At 45.5% G+C, this 16126-nt stretch carries 16 protein-coding genes; 4 read left to right on the forward strand and 12 right to left on the reverse strand.

Annotated features, from left to right (window positions below; genetic code table 11):
• Positions 1-22: 22 nt before the first annotated feature.
• Positions 23-571, reverse strand: coding sequence for a CvpA family protein (locus tag ACP26N_RS11725; protein WP_114595277.1), 549 nt, complete (start codon positions 569-571; stop codon positions 23-25).
• 2 nt (positions 572-573) lie between these two features.
• Positions 574-810 (reverse strand): cell division protein ZapA, encoded by a 237-nt coding sequence (gene zapA, locus ACP26N_RS11730; RefSeq protein WP_012371043.1) that lies wholly within the window; start codon positions 808-810, stop codon positions 574-576.
• Positions 811-929: 119 nt separating this feature from the next.
• Between zapA and rnhC the strand changes: the two genes are divergently transcribed.
• Complete coding sequence (rnhC, locus tag ACP26N_RS11735; protein ID WP_188004586.1) at positions 930-1850, forward strand: ribonuclease HIII; 921 nt, start codon at positions 930-932, stop codon at positions 1848-1850.
• An 18-nt stretch (positions 1851-1868) separates the two neighbouring features.
• On the opposite strand, the gene ACP26N_RS11740 is transcribed toward rnhC, so the two are convergent.
• Positions 1869-3338, reverse strand: coding sequence for a UDP-N-acetylmuramoyl-L-alanyl-D-glutamate--2,6-diaminopimelate ligase (locus tag ACP26N_RS11740; protein WP_426353888.1), 1470 nt, complete (start codon positions 3336-3338; stop codon positions 1869-1871).
• 544 nt (positions 3339-3882) lie between these two features.
• Between ACP26N_RS11740 and ACP26N_RS11745 the strand changes: the two genes are divergently transcribed.
• Positions 3883-4320 carry a MarR family winged helix-turn-helix transcriptional regulator gene (locus tag ACP26N_RS11745; RefSeq protein WP_426353889.1) on the forward strand — a complete coding sequence of 146 codons (438 nt, stop codon included), beginning with the start codon at positions 3883-3885 and terminating at the stop codon, positions 4318-4320.
• The gene (locus ACP26N_RS11750; RefSeq protein ID WP_131972404.1) at positions 4317-5501 is read left to right on the forward strand and encodes an MFS transporter; all 1185 of its coding nucleotides are present in this window, start codon (positions 4317-4319) and stop codon (positions 5499-5501) included. Before ACP26N_RS11745 ends, ACP26N_RS11750 begins: the two co-directional genes overlap by 4 nt.
• A 102-nt stretch (positions 5502-5603) precedes the next feature.
• Here ACP26N_RS11750 and pheT read toward each other — a convergent pair whose 3' ends face one another.
• From pheT to infC, 8 genes are all read right to left on the reverse strand, one after another.
• Complete coding sequence (gene pheT / locus ACP26N_RS11755; protein WP_426353891.1) at positions 5604-8000, reverse strand: phenylalanine--tRNA ligase subunit beta; 2397 nt, start codon at positions 7998-8000, stop codon at positions 5604-5606.
• Positions 8001-8012: 12 nt separating this feature from the next.
• Positions 8013-9035: a phenylalanine--tRNA ligase subunit alpha gene (gene pheS, locus ACP26N_RS11760; RefSeq protein WP_026827762.1), complete on the reverse strand. Its 1023-nt coding sequence runs from the start codon at positions 9033-9035 to the stop codon at positions 8013-8015.
• A 309-nt stretch (positions 9036-9344) separates the two neighbouring features.
• A complete protein-coding gene (locus tag ACP26N_RS11765; protein WP_026827761.1) occupies positions 9345-10100 on the reverse strand; it encodes a TrmH family RNA methyltransferase in 756 nt (251 codons plus the stop codon).
• A 3-nt stretch (positions 10101-10103) separates the two neighbouring features.
• A complete protein-coding gene (locus ACP26N_RS11770; RefSeq protein WP_012371055.1) occupies positions 10104-11186 on the reverse strand; it encodes a M42 family metallopeptidase in 1083 nt (360 codons plus the stop codon).
• A 12-nt stretch (positions 11187-11198) separates the two neighbouring features.
• Positions 11199-11681, reverse strand: a complete 483-nt coding sequence (locus ACP26N_RS11775; RefSeq protein ID WP_071500229.1) for a dUTP diphosphatase — start codon at positions 11679-11681, stop codon at positions 11199-11201.
• A gap of 116 nt (positions 11682-11797) precedes the next feature.
• Entirely contained in the window at positions 11798-12157 is a 360-nt protein-coding gene (gene rplT / locus ACP26N_RS11780) for a 50S ribosomal protein L20 (protein ID WP_012371057.1), read from the reverse strand.
• Between the two features lie 37 nt (positions 12158-12194).
• Positions 12195-12389: a 50S ribosomal protein L35 gene (rpmI, locus tag ACP26N_RS11785; protein ID WP_012371058.1), complete on the reverse strand. Its 195-nt coding sequence runs from the start codon at positions 12387-12389 to the stop codon at positions 12195-12197.
• 27 nt (positions 12390-12416) lie between these two features.
• Complete coding sequence (gene infC / locus ACP26N_RS11790; protein ID WP_012371059.1) at positions 12417-12947, reverse strand: translation initiation factor IF-3; 531 nt, start codon at positions 12945-12947, stop codon at positions 12417-12419.
• Positions 12948-13380: 433 nt separating this feature from the next.
• Here infC and ACP26N_RS11795 point away from each other — a divergent pair, with 433 nt between their 5' ends.
• Positions 13381-14850: a catalase gene (locus tag ACP26N_RS11795; RefSeq protein WP_131502780.1), complete on the forward strand. Its 1470-nt coding sequence runs from the start codon at positions 13381-13383 to the stop codon at positions 14848-14850.
• A gap of 44 nt (positions 14851-14894) precedes the next feature.
• Here the strand turns inward: ACP26N_RS11795 and ACP26N_RS11800 are convergent, their stop codons facing one another.
• On the reverse strand, positions 14895-16091 hold the full coding sequence (locus ACP26N_RS11800; protein WP_188004590.1) for a right-handed parallel beta-helix repeat-containing protein: 1197 nt from the start codon (positions 16089-16091) through the stop codon (positions 14895-14897).
• Positions 16092-16126: the final 35 nt, after the last annotated feature.

A 16126-nucleotide genomic window follows, 5' to 3' on the forward strand; every position in this document is an offset into this window, starting at 1 on the left:
GCTCCCATTCAACGGGAGCACGTTATTTTATCAAACCGACTTTTTGCATCAACCAATCTGCAAGCACTGGTGTATGTTGAATCATGAACGAGGCTAAACTCGAATTTGCAATGGCATCCTGAATCGACTGAACCGGCGCGAAGGCGGCCAAGAATAAAATCAGGAAGATGAAAATATACATCTCGATGAATCCGAATACTCCACCCAATAGACCTTTTACCTGCTTGAGAACCGGAATATTCGTCAGTGAATCAAACATCGCAATGATGATGGATAACACGATTTTCGTCACAAAAAACAAGACGATGAACCAAAAGGCTTTGTAAAACACTTCATCCAAACCGACTGAACTCGGGATGGAAAACATCGTCAAATCAATTCCGGCATCATCCAGCGTCGATGGATAGGGAATCCATAACTTGAACTTCTCGGCCAGTTCATCGTAAAACGATAAAGCGACGATAAACGAGATAATCAAGCTTAATAAATGACCTATCTGTAACACTGCACCCCGACGGACGCCCGTCATCGTACCTAAAGCTAAAAACAATAAGATAACAAGAGAAATCATGTTTAAAGTTCACCCAAATTCTTTTTGATTTTGACATAATCACTACCGATATTGAGAGCTGCCAAGACAGCAATTTGTCGAACGTCGAGTTGTGGTGCCTGGTCTCTGATTTCACGAATTTTTGTATCCACGAGGAGACCCACTTCGCGTACATGTTCAGGTGACTCCGTTCCGACAATCGTATAATCGTTTCCTGCAATATGAATCGTCGTCCGGTTCAACCCTTCTGAATCAGCCATTTTCCTGTCCTCCTCATACTTTGCTTCATTCATATAGTACCATCATTTTTGAAATAGGAAAAGAAGTCCACCATCCGACTTAAGGATGGTATGCTTATTTCCGAAAGGGTGATTAAGCCATGGGAACAGTCGTTTTAAAGTTAACAAAAGAAAAACAAGAAACCGTCATTTCGGATTTTGGACGTCATCAAGTCTCTCCTCCTCCGTATGCACGTTTCGCCGCCCGAACAACCGGATGTATTTTGACCGTCTATAATTCAGGTAAAGTCATGTTTCAAGGGCAAGAAGCAGAAACAGTCGCTGCCCGGTATGGCTCGCCTGTTGCAAAAAAAGCAGCTTCGACGGCAAGCGGCTCTTTACCTGAAGGATTTGCCAATTGGTCGGTTGTCGGCAGTGATGAAGTCGGAAAAGGTGACTTTTTTGGTCCCTTAGTCGTCGTTGCTGCTTATGTCGACAGCACGAAAATCAAACTGGTCCGTGAGCTCGGGGTCCGTGACTCTAAAAATGTCTCTGATCCGGAAATCCGAACGATTGCGCGTGATCTGCATGCTGTCATTTCTTATGAATATCGTATCCTTCATAATCCGGATTACAATCAAATGCAACGGACGATGACACAAGGCAAAATGACCGCCCTGCTTCATAATGCGGCGCTTAATGGATTACTCACTCAACTGGAAGAACCGCCGCAAGCCATCTTAATTGATCAATTCGCCGAAAAGGCCACCTATTATAAACATCTTTCCGGAGAAACAAAACAAGTCAAAGACAATGTCTATTTTTCAACGAAAGCAGAAGGATTACATGTCGCTGTCGCGGCAGCTTCTATCCTAGCACGGGCCATCTTCTTAAAGGAGATGGACAAATTGAGCCGACAGACCGGCATGGAAATTCCTAAAGGAGCCGGTGCTAAAGTCGACCAGGTCGCTGCTTCCCTCTTGTTAAAATACGGACCTGAACGCTTACAAGAATGGACAAAATATCATTTTGCCAATACGAAAAAAGCAGAAGCTTTAGCTGAGAAAAGAAACCGACCATAATCAAAAATGGTCGGTTTTTCACATGGCAGACTCTTGACCGGATAATCGAATCAGTTCATCCGTTAAAATCTTGATTTCATCGAACGGAACATGCTCCGTCCCAATCTGTTCAAACCGTTCATGTCCTTTACCGACGATGACCATCCGCTTTCCGGCCAATGCAATCTTTGCCGCAATCTGAAGTGCTTCTTTTCGTGACTCATGACACGTAATGATTTTCCGGGGAGCGATGTCACTCAGAAGCTCTTTAATGATCTGCTGCGGGTTTTCGTGCCTCGGGTCATGAACCGTCACGATGATTCCATCACAATACTGACTGGCAATACGTCCCATCACTGCCCGTTTGGAACGATCCCGTTCACCGGCTGCACTCAATACCAGATATAAGGGTTCACCCGGAAGAGACAATGCTTTCAGACATTTCTCCAGTCCGTCCGGTGTATGTGCATAATCAATATACACTTCACACCCCTCGAACGGAATCTGTTCCAAGCGTCCTTTTGGCAAACGAAGTTCCGGTATGTGTCGAATCAATTGGTACATATTGACTTCACCTGCCTGCATCAGTCCGATTGCCGCCGCAAGATTCGCCGCATTGAAGTCTCCAAGAAGAAAGACCGGAACCTCAGTCACTGTCCCGTCAATCCGGACACTGACTGTTTCTTCTTTCCATTCCACCGTGATGGGTGCTTCCGACAACGCATTTGTCGCATACCAAGTGACAGGTACCCCTTCCGCTGCTCTCGCCATGACGTGGCTCGCCGGATCAGCTTCATTAAGAATGACCGCTTGACCACCGCTCGTTGCGATTTGTTTAAACAACAAGGCTTTTGCCTCCGCATATTCTTCCATCGAGGCATGATAGTCGAGATGATCATGGGTCAGGTTCGTAAACGCCGCTGCATAAAACTGTACTCCTTCGACGCGCCCTTCCATTAAAGCATGGGAAGAAACTTCGATTATACAATCCGTGACGCCCTGCTCGACCATTTGATGTAACAGACGATGTAAAATGATGGCTTCCGGTGTCGTATTCGGTGTATCAATCATCTCTCCGTCAATCATCGCACCAATCGTACTGATCATTCCTACCTTATGTCCGGCAGCACGGAATAAATCATAGGTCAATTTTGTTGTCGTCGTTTTTCCGTTCGTACCTGTTATTCCATAAACCCGCATTTTTTGACTCGGATGGCCGTAAAACAAATCCGCCACTTGTCCTGCAGCATGTTTTGTATCCTGTAACATGACGACCGGAACGGCTAATCCACGTAATGGCTCTTCCGCTAAAATTGCAACGGCTCCGTTTGCAACGGCCTCTTCGGCATACTGATGACCATCAACGGTATAACCGCGTACACAAATAAACAGACTCCCGTTTGTCACTTCGCGCGAGTCTGTCGCGATACTCGTGATGGAGGGATTTTCTTCGCATGTAAGTTGGAATGGAGCAATTAATTCTGACAGATGTTTATATGGACGATTCATGATGTAGGTTCTCTCCTCCTAAGTTTAAGCGAACGGTGACATTGTTCAGACCGGTTTTGCCGCTAAAAAATACAGGTCATCTCATCTCCAGTTAAACTTCAGGTGATGATGGTAAAATTAAGTTAAGTAATGAAAGAGTACATCTCCGACTTTTTTAACATGTATTGTTATTCAGAATCAAAGGTATCATTCGACGAATTCAGCCCAGTATCGAACAACAGCTCTCTTTTCGTAAAATTACCCTATTTCCGGCAAGCTGTAACGTTTTATTTTTAATAGCCGATCATTTTGGCTTCTAGAAATTTCAAACCCTTCATTTAATGCGCTTAACTAATCCGCTATGTGCTTAACTAATATGCTTAACTAATGTGGTGACTCCATCATCTGATTGATGCACGACGACTACTCGAATCGACTGCTAGCTGCATCAATTACCTTCATGTTGACCATCCTTTCCGCTTCCTTCAGAAAAATCACTTGTCATCGTGTCATCGATCCGGTATACTCCTTTAAGTTAACTAGTTAACTTAAAGGAGTTTTTTATATGAACACATTTCAAGAAGATTTGTTAGGACAATTATCCAAAGTAGCACGCCTCGCCAAACGTGATATCGATGCGGCGCTTCTGCCTTTTTCATTACACACCGGACAATGGGGTTTAATCAAAGCGGTCGCCATTCTCGAACCCGTTTCGCAAGTTGCCTTATCTAAATACTTAGTCATTGAAAAACCCGCTGTCACCAAGACCGTTGCGCGTCTCGAAGAGTTGGGCTACATCACGCGAACGGGTTCTGGGCGTAAACGCCTGATTACTTTAACCCCTTCCGCCCGTCAGTCTTATCGTGAAATCGATCAAGCAGTCCAGTCGGCTCATCGTGCATTTCTGCAACCTGTTTCAGTCGACGACCAAACCACCATTGCAGCAGTCATGACACAATTACTGGCAACACACCGTCCAGATGAACAGGAGGATTCCCTTTGAAAAACCGTTTATTTCATCGTCATTACGTGCTGACTTTATTGATTAATCTGTTGTTGTTCATTACATTTTATCTACTCAATGCTTCGCTTCCGTTACTTGCCGCTAAACAATTTGATGTTTCACAAGCTGCACTTGGCTGGGTCGTGACCAGCTTCATTTTAGCAACCGTCTGTTCCCGACCATTGATTGGTCATTGGCTTGACCGCCATGATGTCAAACGGATGCTGTTAATTTCAGCAGCATTGTTTACAACAATGAGTGTCTTCTATCTGTTGGTTCTTCCTTTGAATTCTTTTTTGTATCTCATCATCATCCGCATTTTTCACGGTTTTAGTTTCGGAATGTTATCTTCATCCATCAGCTTGGCCGTAACGACACTCATTCCGAAAACCCGCCAAGGTGAAGGCATGGGGTACTTTGTTTTATCCATGAATCTCGCATCCGTTCTCGGACCGGTCATTGGACTCAGTTTGATTCAACACGATGCCTTTTTCCTTTATTTCATCACAGTCGCACTGCTTGCATTCGTTTCATTCGTTCTGATGATTCGTTTGCCGTTGACGAGTCAACATGTACCGAATACGCGGGTATTCCGGCTTCATCAATCACTTTTCCTGTCCCGTCCGTTATTATTACTTGCAACTGCTCTGGCCGGTGTCGCAATCTCCAGTACAGCGGCTTTTATTTCGCTGTATACGGATTCGATTGGCCATATTTCCTACGCCTCTTACTTTTATGCCCTCGTCGCTCTTGGCATGGTGGCAATCCGTCCGCTTGCCGGCAGATGGTTTGACCAAAAAGGACCAGGCTTCGTTTTATTTCCTTCTTACCTGCTCTATGGTCTCGGTTTTATTCTCTTAGGAGTTTTCCCTTCGTTACCCGGGTTACTTTTGGCTGCACTCATCATCGGAATCGGATCGGCTTCGATTTTCCCCGGACTCCAGACGGTGATGCTGACCTATGCCGCACCACACCAAAAAGGGAAAGCCATTTCCACCTTTTTCTTGGCTTACGACAGCGGGTTTGGTCTCGGCGCATTACTACTGTCGGGTCTTGCAGCCAAAATCGGCTACTCGAATATGTTTTTGTTTTGCAGTGCCATCGTCCTCACAAGTGGTTTCATCTACTTTATTTTCAACCGCCGAAATGAACCACCGCATGAGCAAGAACTTGCTTCATGATTTTCTGTATGTATCAAAAGGGAGCTGGATGTACATTCATCCAGCTCCCTTTTTCGGGCAATCATTTACTTTTGAGTACATCTTGAACGCTGTATGACACGATTAAGAACGTAACTCGGCTTCAAACGATGATTGAAGAGCTTCGATTACTTGTTGATGGGCTGTCGCGACTTCTTCATCGACGAGTGTCCGTTCTTTATTCTGATACCGTAACGAGAATGCAAACGACTTTTGATCGGCTCCGACATTATCACCGGTATACACATCAAACAGTTCCACTTGTTTCAACAGAGGACCTGCTGCTTGCATGATGACGGCTTCGACTTCACTCGCAGATACTTCACGCTTCAGCACAACCGCGACGTCACGTGTCATCGATGGGAAACGTGAAATCTCTTGGTAGACGCGAGCTTCTTTTGAGTGCAATGTCATCGCATCGAGTTCGAAGACATATACTTCCTTCAGACCGTATTCTTCTTTAGATAATCCAGGATGAACTTGTCCGACAAAGCCAATTGCTTCACCGTCAAGGAAAATCCGTGCCGTCCGGCCCGGGTGCATCGATTGCATGGCTACAGCTTCATACGTTAAGGAGACATCAAGTGCTTCGGCGAGCGTCTCGACGATTCCTTTCATGACGAAGAAGTCTGCTTTGACATGCGTCCCGTGAACACGGTGTTGCTCTGCCAGCCCTACCATGATTCCTGCTACCATTTCTTGTTCAAGAGGCAAGGTCTCAAGTGAAGCATCACGTTGCAGATAAACACTTCCGAGTTCATAGTAGGCAAGGTCTGCATGTTGCCGCGCCGCATTGTGTTGTGCGACTTCAAGCAATCCCGGAATCAACGAGGTCCGGAGTGTCGAACGGGCTTCGCTTATCGGCATCGCTAATTTAACCGGATGCAAATCCTGTTGTTCATTGAATTGCATCGCGCGTTGCTCACTCGTCAAGGAGTACGTGATGGCTTGTGAAAGACCTGCGCCTTGAAGAAGGTGACGGATTTTACGGCGGTGTTGGTTACGTTTAGGTAAGAAACCGCGACTCGCTTCCCGCGGTAGGCTTGACGTCAACGCATCATATCCGTAAAGACGGGCGACCTCTTCCGCTAAATCAGCCGGAATCATTAAATCTTGACGACGTGTCGGTACACTTACTGTCAATGCATCTGCTGACAGCTCGACTTCAAGACCAAGACGTTCGAGCAAATCTTTCATGACAGTTCCTTCAATTTCCATACCAAGACGGTGGTTAATATACGAGACACTACCTTCAATCAGATGATCCTCCAGTTGAAGTGTACCGGCTTGGGCTGTTCCGGATAATACCGTACCTCCTGCAAGTTCAGCAATCAGCATTGCGGCCCGATCAAGTGCCAACACGACACGACGCGGATCGACACCTTTCTCAAAACGCGAGCTCGAATCCGAACGAAGACCTAACACGCGGCTTGTTTTCCGAACGGATGCCGGTGCAAAGTAAGCAGATTCGAGGACAATCGAAGTCGTCGTTGTATCAACTTCCGTGTTCGCTCCCCCCATGACACCGGCAAGTGCCACCGGACGTTCGCCGTCTGTAATGACGAGCATTGACGGATCAAGTGTCCGTTCAACTTCATCTAATGTCTGGAACGTTTCACCGGCTTTTGCTTGGCGCACGACGATTTGTTGTCCTAATTTTTTTGCATCAAAAGCATGCAACGGTTGTCCCGTCTCCAGTAAGACGAAGTTCGTGATGTCGACGACATTGTTAATGGGGCGGATTCCGTTCGCGATCAGACGATTTTTTAGCCATAATGGGGATTCACCGATTGTAATATCACGAATTTCCCGGGCCGCATAAAACGTACAGGCTTCCGAGTCCAGTTGAACGGTGACTTGAGTCGATGCCGTTCCCTCAGGTACTTCGACGTCCGGGAAGACAGGTGTTGAATTCAAGATTCCAGCAACTTCGTGTGCCACGCCGTACATACTCAAACAATCCGAACGGTTCGGCGTCAATCCGAGTTCCAATACCTCATCATGCAGACCAAGCAATTCAAGGACGTCCTGACCCGGTGTGACCGGTTCACGGAACGTATGAATGCCATCCTGTTCATCTTCACGGATGTATTTTTTCTCAAATCCGAGTTCTTCAAGCGAACAGATCATGCCTTCTGAAACAACACCACGCAGTTTAGCGCGTTTGATTTTAATGCCAGGCAGACGGGCTCCGACACGAGCGACGATGACATCTTGTCCGGCATCGACATTCGGTGCACCACAAACGATTTGAACCGGCTCTTCTTGCCCGATATCGACCGTCGTGACGTTTAATTTATCGGCTTCCGGGTGTTTTTCTTTCGTCAGAACACGACCGACGACGATATTACTTAAGTCAGCATCCCGCACCTCGACAGATTCGACTTCAATCCCACTTTTCGTAATCAAGTCAGCTAATTCCTGACCTGTCTTCTGACGAACATCAACAAATTCCTGTAACCATTGTTTTGAGACTAACATCTGTTTTCCCCCTTAAAACTGTTCGCTGAAGCGAACGTCATTCGTATAGAAGTGGCGAATATCATCAACACCATATTTCAACATGGCGATTCGTTCAATCCCCATTCCGAAGGCGAAGCCAGACATTTTCGTACTGTCATATTCCGCCATTTCAAGCACGTGCGGATGAACCATACCTGCTCCTAAAATTTCAATCCAACCTGTCTGCTTACAGATGTTGCAGCCTTTACCGCCACATTTAAAACAGGACACATCGACTTCGACCGATGGTTCAGTGAACGGGAAGAAGCTTGGACGTAAACGAATTTCACGTGCTTCACCGAACATTTGTTTAACGAATGCTTCAAGTGTTCCTTTTAAGTCTGCCATTGAAATCTCTTCGCCGACGACCAGACCTTCGACTTGCATGAATTGGTGCGAGTGCGTCGCATCATCTTCATCCCGGCGATAGACTTTTCCGGGACAAAGAATCCGGATGGGTTCACCTTTTGAAGCGAGCATCGTCCGCGCTTGTACCGGTGATGTATGGGTACGCATTAAAATCTCATCCGTGATGTAAAACGAATCCTGCATATCACGGGCCGGATGATCTTTCGGCAAATTCAACATTTCGAAGTTGAACAAGTCCTGTTCGACTTCCGGACCTTCAGCAATCGTATAACCAAGTCCGACAAAGATATCTTCGATTTCATCCGTTACTTGTTGCAGTAAATGCGCTTGTCCGACCTGTTTCGGACGACCCGGAAGTGTTACATCAATCGCTTCGAGCGCTAATTTCGCATCCATTTCCTGTTGTTTTACATCGACAAGGCGTTGTTCGAGTTCTGTTTGAATCACACCGCGGACAGCATTCGCGATTTCTCCAACGACCGGTCGTTCTTCTGCTGAAAGTTTTCCCATTCCCCGGAGAACTTCTGTAATTGGTCCCTTTTTACCAAGATATTTCACCCGGACGTCGTTTAATTCTTTTTGTGTACTTGCCTGCTTGACCAGTTGTAGCGCTTCATCACGCAATGCTTCTAATTGTTCACGCATATTCCTCACTCCTTTTCCAAATAAAAAAATCGTCCCTCCGGCAAAATGCCGAAGGGACGATTCAATTTAATCGTGGTACCACCCTTGTTCGACCTGAATTCCTCAAGTCCTCAAGTGGCGCGGTAACGGGCGCCTCCCGTCACGATCTCTCGTGCGACTCCGGAGTGAATTCAGCTAGCAGACTCGTAAAGAAGCTCCCAGTCTAAGGCTTCCTCTCCCTGATCGAATCGTTTTCTAACCTACTCTGTTCCATCGTTGTCTAGGTAAATATGATGCTGTAATTCACTTTAGCATGAACGTTCCTTGGATTCAATCAGCCGGAGCAAAATGATACAGTAAAATACCAGCGGCAACTGCCGCATTTAAGGACTCTGCTTTTCCGCGAATCGGGATGTATGCCCGACCATCACACTGATCAAGCAACTCGGGAGCAACACCTTGCGCTTCGTTTCCGATAATCAATCCGATGGCACCCAGGTTCTCAACATCTGTGTAAGGTTGAGCTCCACGTAAGTCAGTCCCTAAAATGAAGACACCCAGTTCATGTAAGTCTTGAACGGCTTCTTCAAGTGACATCATGATGACCGGTAAATGGAAGATGGATCCTTGTGTCGCCCGGAGGACTTTACTGTTGTAGACATCAACCGTTCCATGTCCGATGATCACTCCGTCGAATCCGGCAGCATCTGCCGTCCGAATCATTGTACCGACATTACCTGGATCCTGAAGACGGTCGAGTAAGAGGTAACGTCCGCGTTCCAAGCGTTCAGTTTGCTGTTTCATCTCACAGACAGCAAAAATCCCTTGTGTCGTTTCTGTTTCAGAGAGTACTTTTGCGACTGATTCATCAATCGTGATCAAATCAGCGGCATTCTTTTTCCACGAACCCGGTACTTGAACATCTTCGCGCACGATTAACTCTTTAATGATTCCGGCACGAACGGCTTCTTCGACTAAATGTTCCCCTTCAATCAGGAAACGTTTTGTTTGCAGACGTCCTTTTTTAGTCAGTAATTTTTTCCATTGTTTAACGATTTCGTTTTTTGCAGATGAAATGTGTTTCATAGTTTACCCCTCGTAAATCGCTTGGACCGTCTCTGCATCTAAACGTTTTGTTACCGCGACGATCAAGTCCACGGCTGCTTCGAAATCTGCTTTATGCATGATTGAAACATTTGTATGCAGGTAGCGAATCGGAACAGTCAGTGCAAGAGAAGGCACACCTGTATGAGACAGATGGAATTTCGCTGCATCTGTTCCACCACCCGGTGTCAGATCCAATTGATATTTAATGTTTTCTTCTTTAGCAACAGTTGTGACAAAATCAATCAATCCACGGTGTGCAATCATTGTGGCATCAAACAGGATGACTTGAACGCCTTCTCCGAGTTTCGACAAAGCTTCACGGTCCGTCATACCTGGTGTGTCTCCTGGAATTCCTGTATCGACTGCAAACGCAATCGTCGGGCGAAGCAGATTTGCAATCGTTTGAGCACCGCGTAAGCCGACTTCTTCCTGCACGGTAGCACCGGCAAAAATCGTATTCGGGTGCCCCTCTTCTTTTAAGCGTTTGATCGCTTCGATTGCAATGGCGCACCCGACACGGTTATCCCACGCTTTTGCCATCAAGAAATTATCATTTTTCATCACAGTAAATTCGCAATGCGGAACAACCGTATCTCCCGGTCGGATCCCCCACCCCTCGACTTCTTCTTTCGAAGTAGCGCCGATATCGATGAACATCTCTTTGATATCGACTGGTTTATTGCGCGCTTCCGGTGGTAAAACATGAGGTGGTTTCGCACCAATCACACCTGGAATGACTTCGCCAGATGACGTGACAATATTCATACGCTGCGCAAGAAGAACCTGTCCCCACCATCCACCGAGTGGTTGGAAGCGAAGGAATCCCTTCTCATCAATCTTCGTGACCATGAATCCGACCTCGTCCATATGCCCGGCAATCAAAATCCGTGGTGCATCTTCTCCCGCCCCTTGACGTTCGGCAAACAAACTGCCTAATCCATCTTGATGGAAGTTTTCTGCATGCGGTTCGAGATATTCGCGCATTAATTGACGTACTTCTTTCTCATTTCCGGGAACACCCGTTGCGTCCGTAAGACGTTTCAGCATATGTAATTGTTCATTCATCTGATTTCCTCCTCAGTAACCGTTGTCTTGGCGAACGTGATTCGCCTCGTTTTTCGCGACATAAGCTTTGAAAATCATTTCTTGTGTAAATCCAAGTGTAGCACCTAATGCGAGATAAGCACCAATCAGAACATCGTAACTTTGTTCTGTCCGCGAAATCGCAAACACGTTTGTCTTATTATAGACATCTAAAAACGCATCTGTCGCCGTCAGGTAGTAATCACCTTCGACAAATTCGTTTTTACGATACTCTAAAGAAAGTCCTAACGAAAGTAGAAAATGGACACCATCCACATACTCTTCGAGAATCGTGACTTGAGCCGATGGTCCTTTTGTCGACCAGAATTTAAAACAACGCGTTTCGTTCGCAAGCTCACCAAGCTCCACTAATAGCGCCAGCAAACGTTCATCAAATTGATTTCCCGTCAAATTATGTTCTGACTGAATCCGTTTATCCAATTGTTCCTGCATTTCAAAAAGTGTCAACCAGTCCATCTTAATTCTCCTTTTAATCTAAAAAAATTGCCTCAGCCCATAAAATGCGCTTTTTTATTTTACCATGAATCCAAAAAAAACGCCGGAGAATTAAATTCCCCGACGAATTGTAGAACTTAAGCGTTCAATTTTGCTTTTGCTGTGTCAGCAAGTGAAGCAAATGCAGTTGCATCTGTAACTGCGAGGTCAGCGAGCATCTTACGGTTAACGTCGATACCTGCTAATTTAAGACCATGCATCATGCGGCTGTAAGAAAGACCGTTGATACGTGCAGCCGCATTGATCCGAGTGATCCAGAGGCGACGGAAGTCACGTTTCTTTTGACGACGGTCACGGTAAGCATACATGAGAGATTTCATGACCTGCTGTTTTGCAACCTTGAAGAGTGTATGTTTCGAGCCGTAATAGCCCTTAGCTAATTTGAGTTGTTTTTTACGACGTTGACGAGTCGTATATCCGCCTTTTACGCGTGGCATATAAATTCCCTCCTAAATCTGTGTACGATTGGGTAAATTACTTAGCGATCATGTGACGGATACGTTTAAAGTCACCCGATGATACCATGCTAGCTTTACGTAATTTACGTTTCGCTTTAGTTGATTTGTTACCGAATAAGTGGCTTGTGTAAGCACGACCACGTTTCAATTTACCAGAAGCAGTACGTTTGAAACGCTTAGAAGCACCGCGGTGCGATTTCATTTTAGGCATGAGAGATTCCCTCCTACTTCGATTCGATTAGTCTTCTTTCTTTGGAGCAAGCACTAGGAACATGCTGCGTCCTTCCATCTTCGGTCTCTGTTCAATGACACCGAACTCGCTTAATTCTGTAGCGAGACGTTCGAGGACACGTCTACCGATTTCTGAGTGAGTGATGGCACGTCCGCGGAAACGAATGCTCGCTTTCACTTTGTTACCATTCTCCAAGAATTTCTTCGCATTACGGAACTTCGTTTGGAAGTCATTCTCCTCGATTGTCGGGCTGAGACGGACTTCTTTCATCTGAATCACTTTCTGATTCTTCCGAGTTTCTTTGTCCTTTTTTTGTAACTCAAAACGGTATTTACCGTAGTCCATGATTTTACATACTGGCGGCGTCGCTTGTGGTGCGACCATGACGAGGTCAAGGTCAGCTTCCTCAGCTAAACGTAACGCTTCTGTACGCGACTGGACTCCAAGTTGAGCACCATCCGCTCCGATAAGACGAACTTCTCGAGCGCGAATGCCTTCATTGATTAACAGATCTTTGCTAATGGTTAGCACCTCCATCGTGCAGAGCACGAAAAATGAATGATATAAAACGCTATAAAAAAAGCGTCGGCAGTTTTTCCCGCCCACACTCATAAAGTATACAATAGTCAGAGAACACTCTACTATCACATATCATCATGATGGACCAGCATAGATTGCTATACGTGGTGAGAAGCGGGATGCTTCTGCTTTGTTGTCATTTCACTTTGCTATCATAGCACTTGTTTTCCCTCGATGTCAAGCCGCTATATCTGTTCGGTTAGAACGTTGCTCAGATACTTGATTATAATAGCAATCCTGTCTCGTTTTAGCAAGAAGTTTCTAAGGTTGTTATCCTGGGTAAATAAAAAAGGGCAGAAAAAGTTTTCAGAATTTGCAGAGCATTATTCTTTATTTAGAATAATTATTGTTTTATAATCAATGTAATCTTTTACATAAGGGGGAGTTATTAATGAATGAAAAACGATTAACCACTAATCAAGGTGTTCCGATTGGCGACAATCAGAATTCGCGCACGGCAGGTCGTAGAGGTCCTACATTACTCGAAGACTATCAATTGATTGAGAAAATGGCCCACTTCGACCGGGAACGTGTTCCGGAACGTGTCGTTCACGCCCGCGGTTTTGGTGCACACGGGGTTTTCACAGTGAAAAACTCGATGAAGAAATATACAAAAGCTGCATTCCTTCAAAACGAAGGTACAGAGGTTCCTGTATTCGCTCGTTTCTCAACCGTTATTCACGGTACACATTCTCCTGAAACATTACGCGATCCACGCGGCTTCTCGGTTAAGTTCTATACAGAAGAAGGAAACTGGGATTTCGTCGGTAATAACTTACCGGTCTTCTTCATTCGTGATGCGATGAAATTTCCGGATATGGTCCACTCGCTAAAACCGGATCCACGTACGAATATTCAAGATCCGGACCGCTACTGGGACTTCATGACATTGCGTCCGGAATCGACAAACATGTTGATGCACCTGTTTACAGATGAAGGTATTCCGGCAAGCTACCGTAAAATGCGCGGTTCATCCGTCCATGCTTTTAAATGGGTGAATGCACACGGAAATACGGTTTATGTCAAATTGCGTTGGGTGCCGAAAGTCGGTGTCCATAACCTGACAGCGGACGAAGCGACAGAAATTCAAGGAAAAGATTTCAACCATGCTTCAAACGATACGTTCCAAGCAATCGAAGACGGAGACTTCCCGGAGTGGGATCTGTTCGTCCAAGTTCTTGACCCGTCAGATGTCGACAATTTTGACTTTGATCCGCTCGATGCAACAAAAGACTGGTTCGAAGATGTCATCCCGTTCCAACATGTCGGCACAATGGTCTTAAACAAAAACGTCGATAACTACTTTGCTGAAACTGAATCAGTCGGTTTTAACCCGGGTGTCTTAATTCCAGGCATGTTGCCTTCTGAAGATAAGTTGCTTCAAGGACGTCTCTTCTCTTATTCAGATACGCAACGTTACCGGATCGGAACAAACTACCAACAGTTGCCGATCAACTGTCCGTTCGCTCAAGTCAACAACTACCAACGTGATGGTGCAATGCCGGTCGGACAGCAATCAAGCCCGGTCAACTATGAACCGAACCGTTATCAGGATGAGCCGAAACAGACACCGGAATACACGGAAGAAAACCAACCGTTGTATGATGACATCCATGGCCGTCTCGAAATCGAAAAAACTAACAACTTCGGTCAAGCCGGTGAAGTATACCGTCGCATGACAGAAGAAGAACAAATGGCACTCCTGAACAATTTAGTGGATGACTTAAAACAAGTCCGCCATGAGAATACCGTCTTGCTTGCCATCTGTAACTTCTACCGCGCGGATGAGTCTCTTGGTAAAAAATTGTCAGAAGCGTTACAAGTCGATATCCAACCGTTCTTACAACAAATGCAAAAATAATGTTTCCATAAAAAAAGTCTATTCCGTAAAGGAATAGACTTTTTTTATGGAACAAAATTAAAGCGTTCCGATGTTTCCGCCGAAAAAACACCTAACTTGGAAAACAAAACGACTTGATTTACTGTTGCTTGATTTACTTCGTTCTGACGAAAGCTCAGTTTTTCTTTATCCGTAAACCGATTGTACAGCGGCTTGAATCCATAATTGACGTGTGGCTGAAATTGAATGGCCCGGTCGATCTTTTCCAGACGATTCTGTTTGATGCTGCCACCGACTACTCCTCGTCCCAAAATAGCGATGCCTTTCCCATCTGGACGGTGAACGTTTCGAATCGTATTGTATTGAATGACCGGTTGGTTCCAGTTCATCATTGAAATCGCATGATCTTTCGTCCCGTCAATCACGTTATTTAAAATACGGACCGCCGTATGCGGACGATCTTGAGAGTATTGGTGTGTGCCGATTGCGACATTAACATTGGTGAAGTCGTTATTTCGAATCGTGATGTCATGATTCGGTGTCCGGTCTTGCGCCGACCATTTCCATTGAAATCCTTTCGTGACCGGATCCGGCGTATCCAGATTAATGGATTCATTCGGACCTGTCCCGGCAATCATCTTCGCATCGACAAAGTGCATGTTTTCAATGAGTGCCGTTTTTGTCGCATCCAGTTCAATCGCATGCGATCCTTGTTGATGACGGATCGTGATTCCCCCGAGATACAGATTTTCATTATGTGCGATGGCAAAAGCCGAGCCGCGCGGAAAATAATTCAAATCGATTTGAGCACTTCCCCGTCCGATGATTTTGATATTTTTGGATCCACTGTATGTTCCGACCGTTGTATTTAACCGTAAAACAGAGGGCGGTACTAAATCAAAGATACTTGTTGTTGCTTGAAGCTTTGGCGTCCCGGTCTCCTTCGTCTTCTTGATGATGACACCATCCTCTAAAATGATGGTCGTATTGGAAGGAATCCCGACGCGTAAAGGGGAAAGATACACGCCTTTTGACAAGACTAACGTCCCTCCGCCTTCTGCCTCGATTTTTTCAAGGTACGACCGGAGAGTATAATGATTTTTGGTTTGGCTATTATATGTCGAATAAGCGCGAAGTGCAGGATCAATTGGCTCTGTCTGTGGCGTAATCCGGTAACTTTTCATACTGATCGCATGTTCTGTATCAGGTAAAAGCAGAAATACCAAGACCAGACATACTCCGAGCATCATTCTTCTTTTCATTTTTTCATCTCCCTTCCCTGTCCCTATTATCGGTA

It is taken from the genome of Exiguobacterium sp. R-39, assembly GCF_049942815.1.
Taxonomy (GTDB): domain Bacteria; phylum Bacillota; class Bacilli; order Exiguobacteriales; family Exiguobacteriaceae; genus Exiguobacterium_A.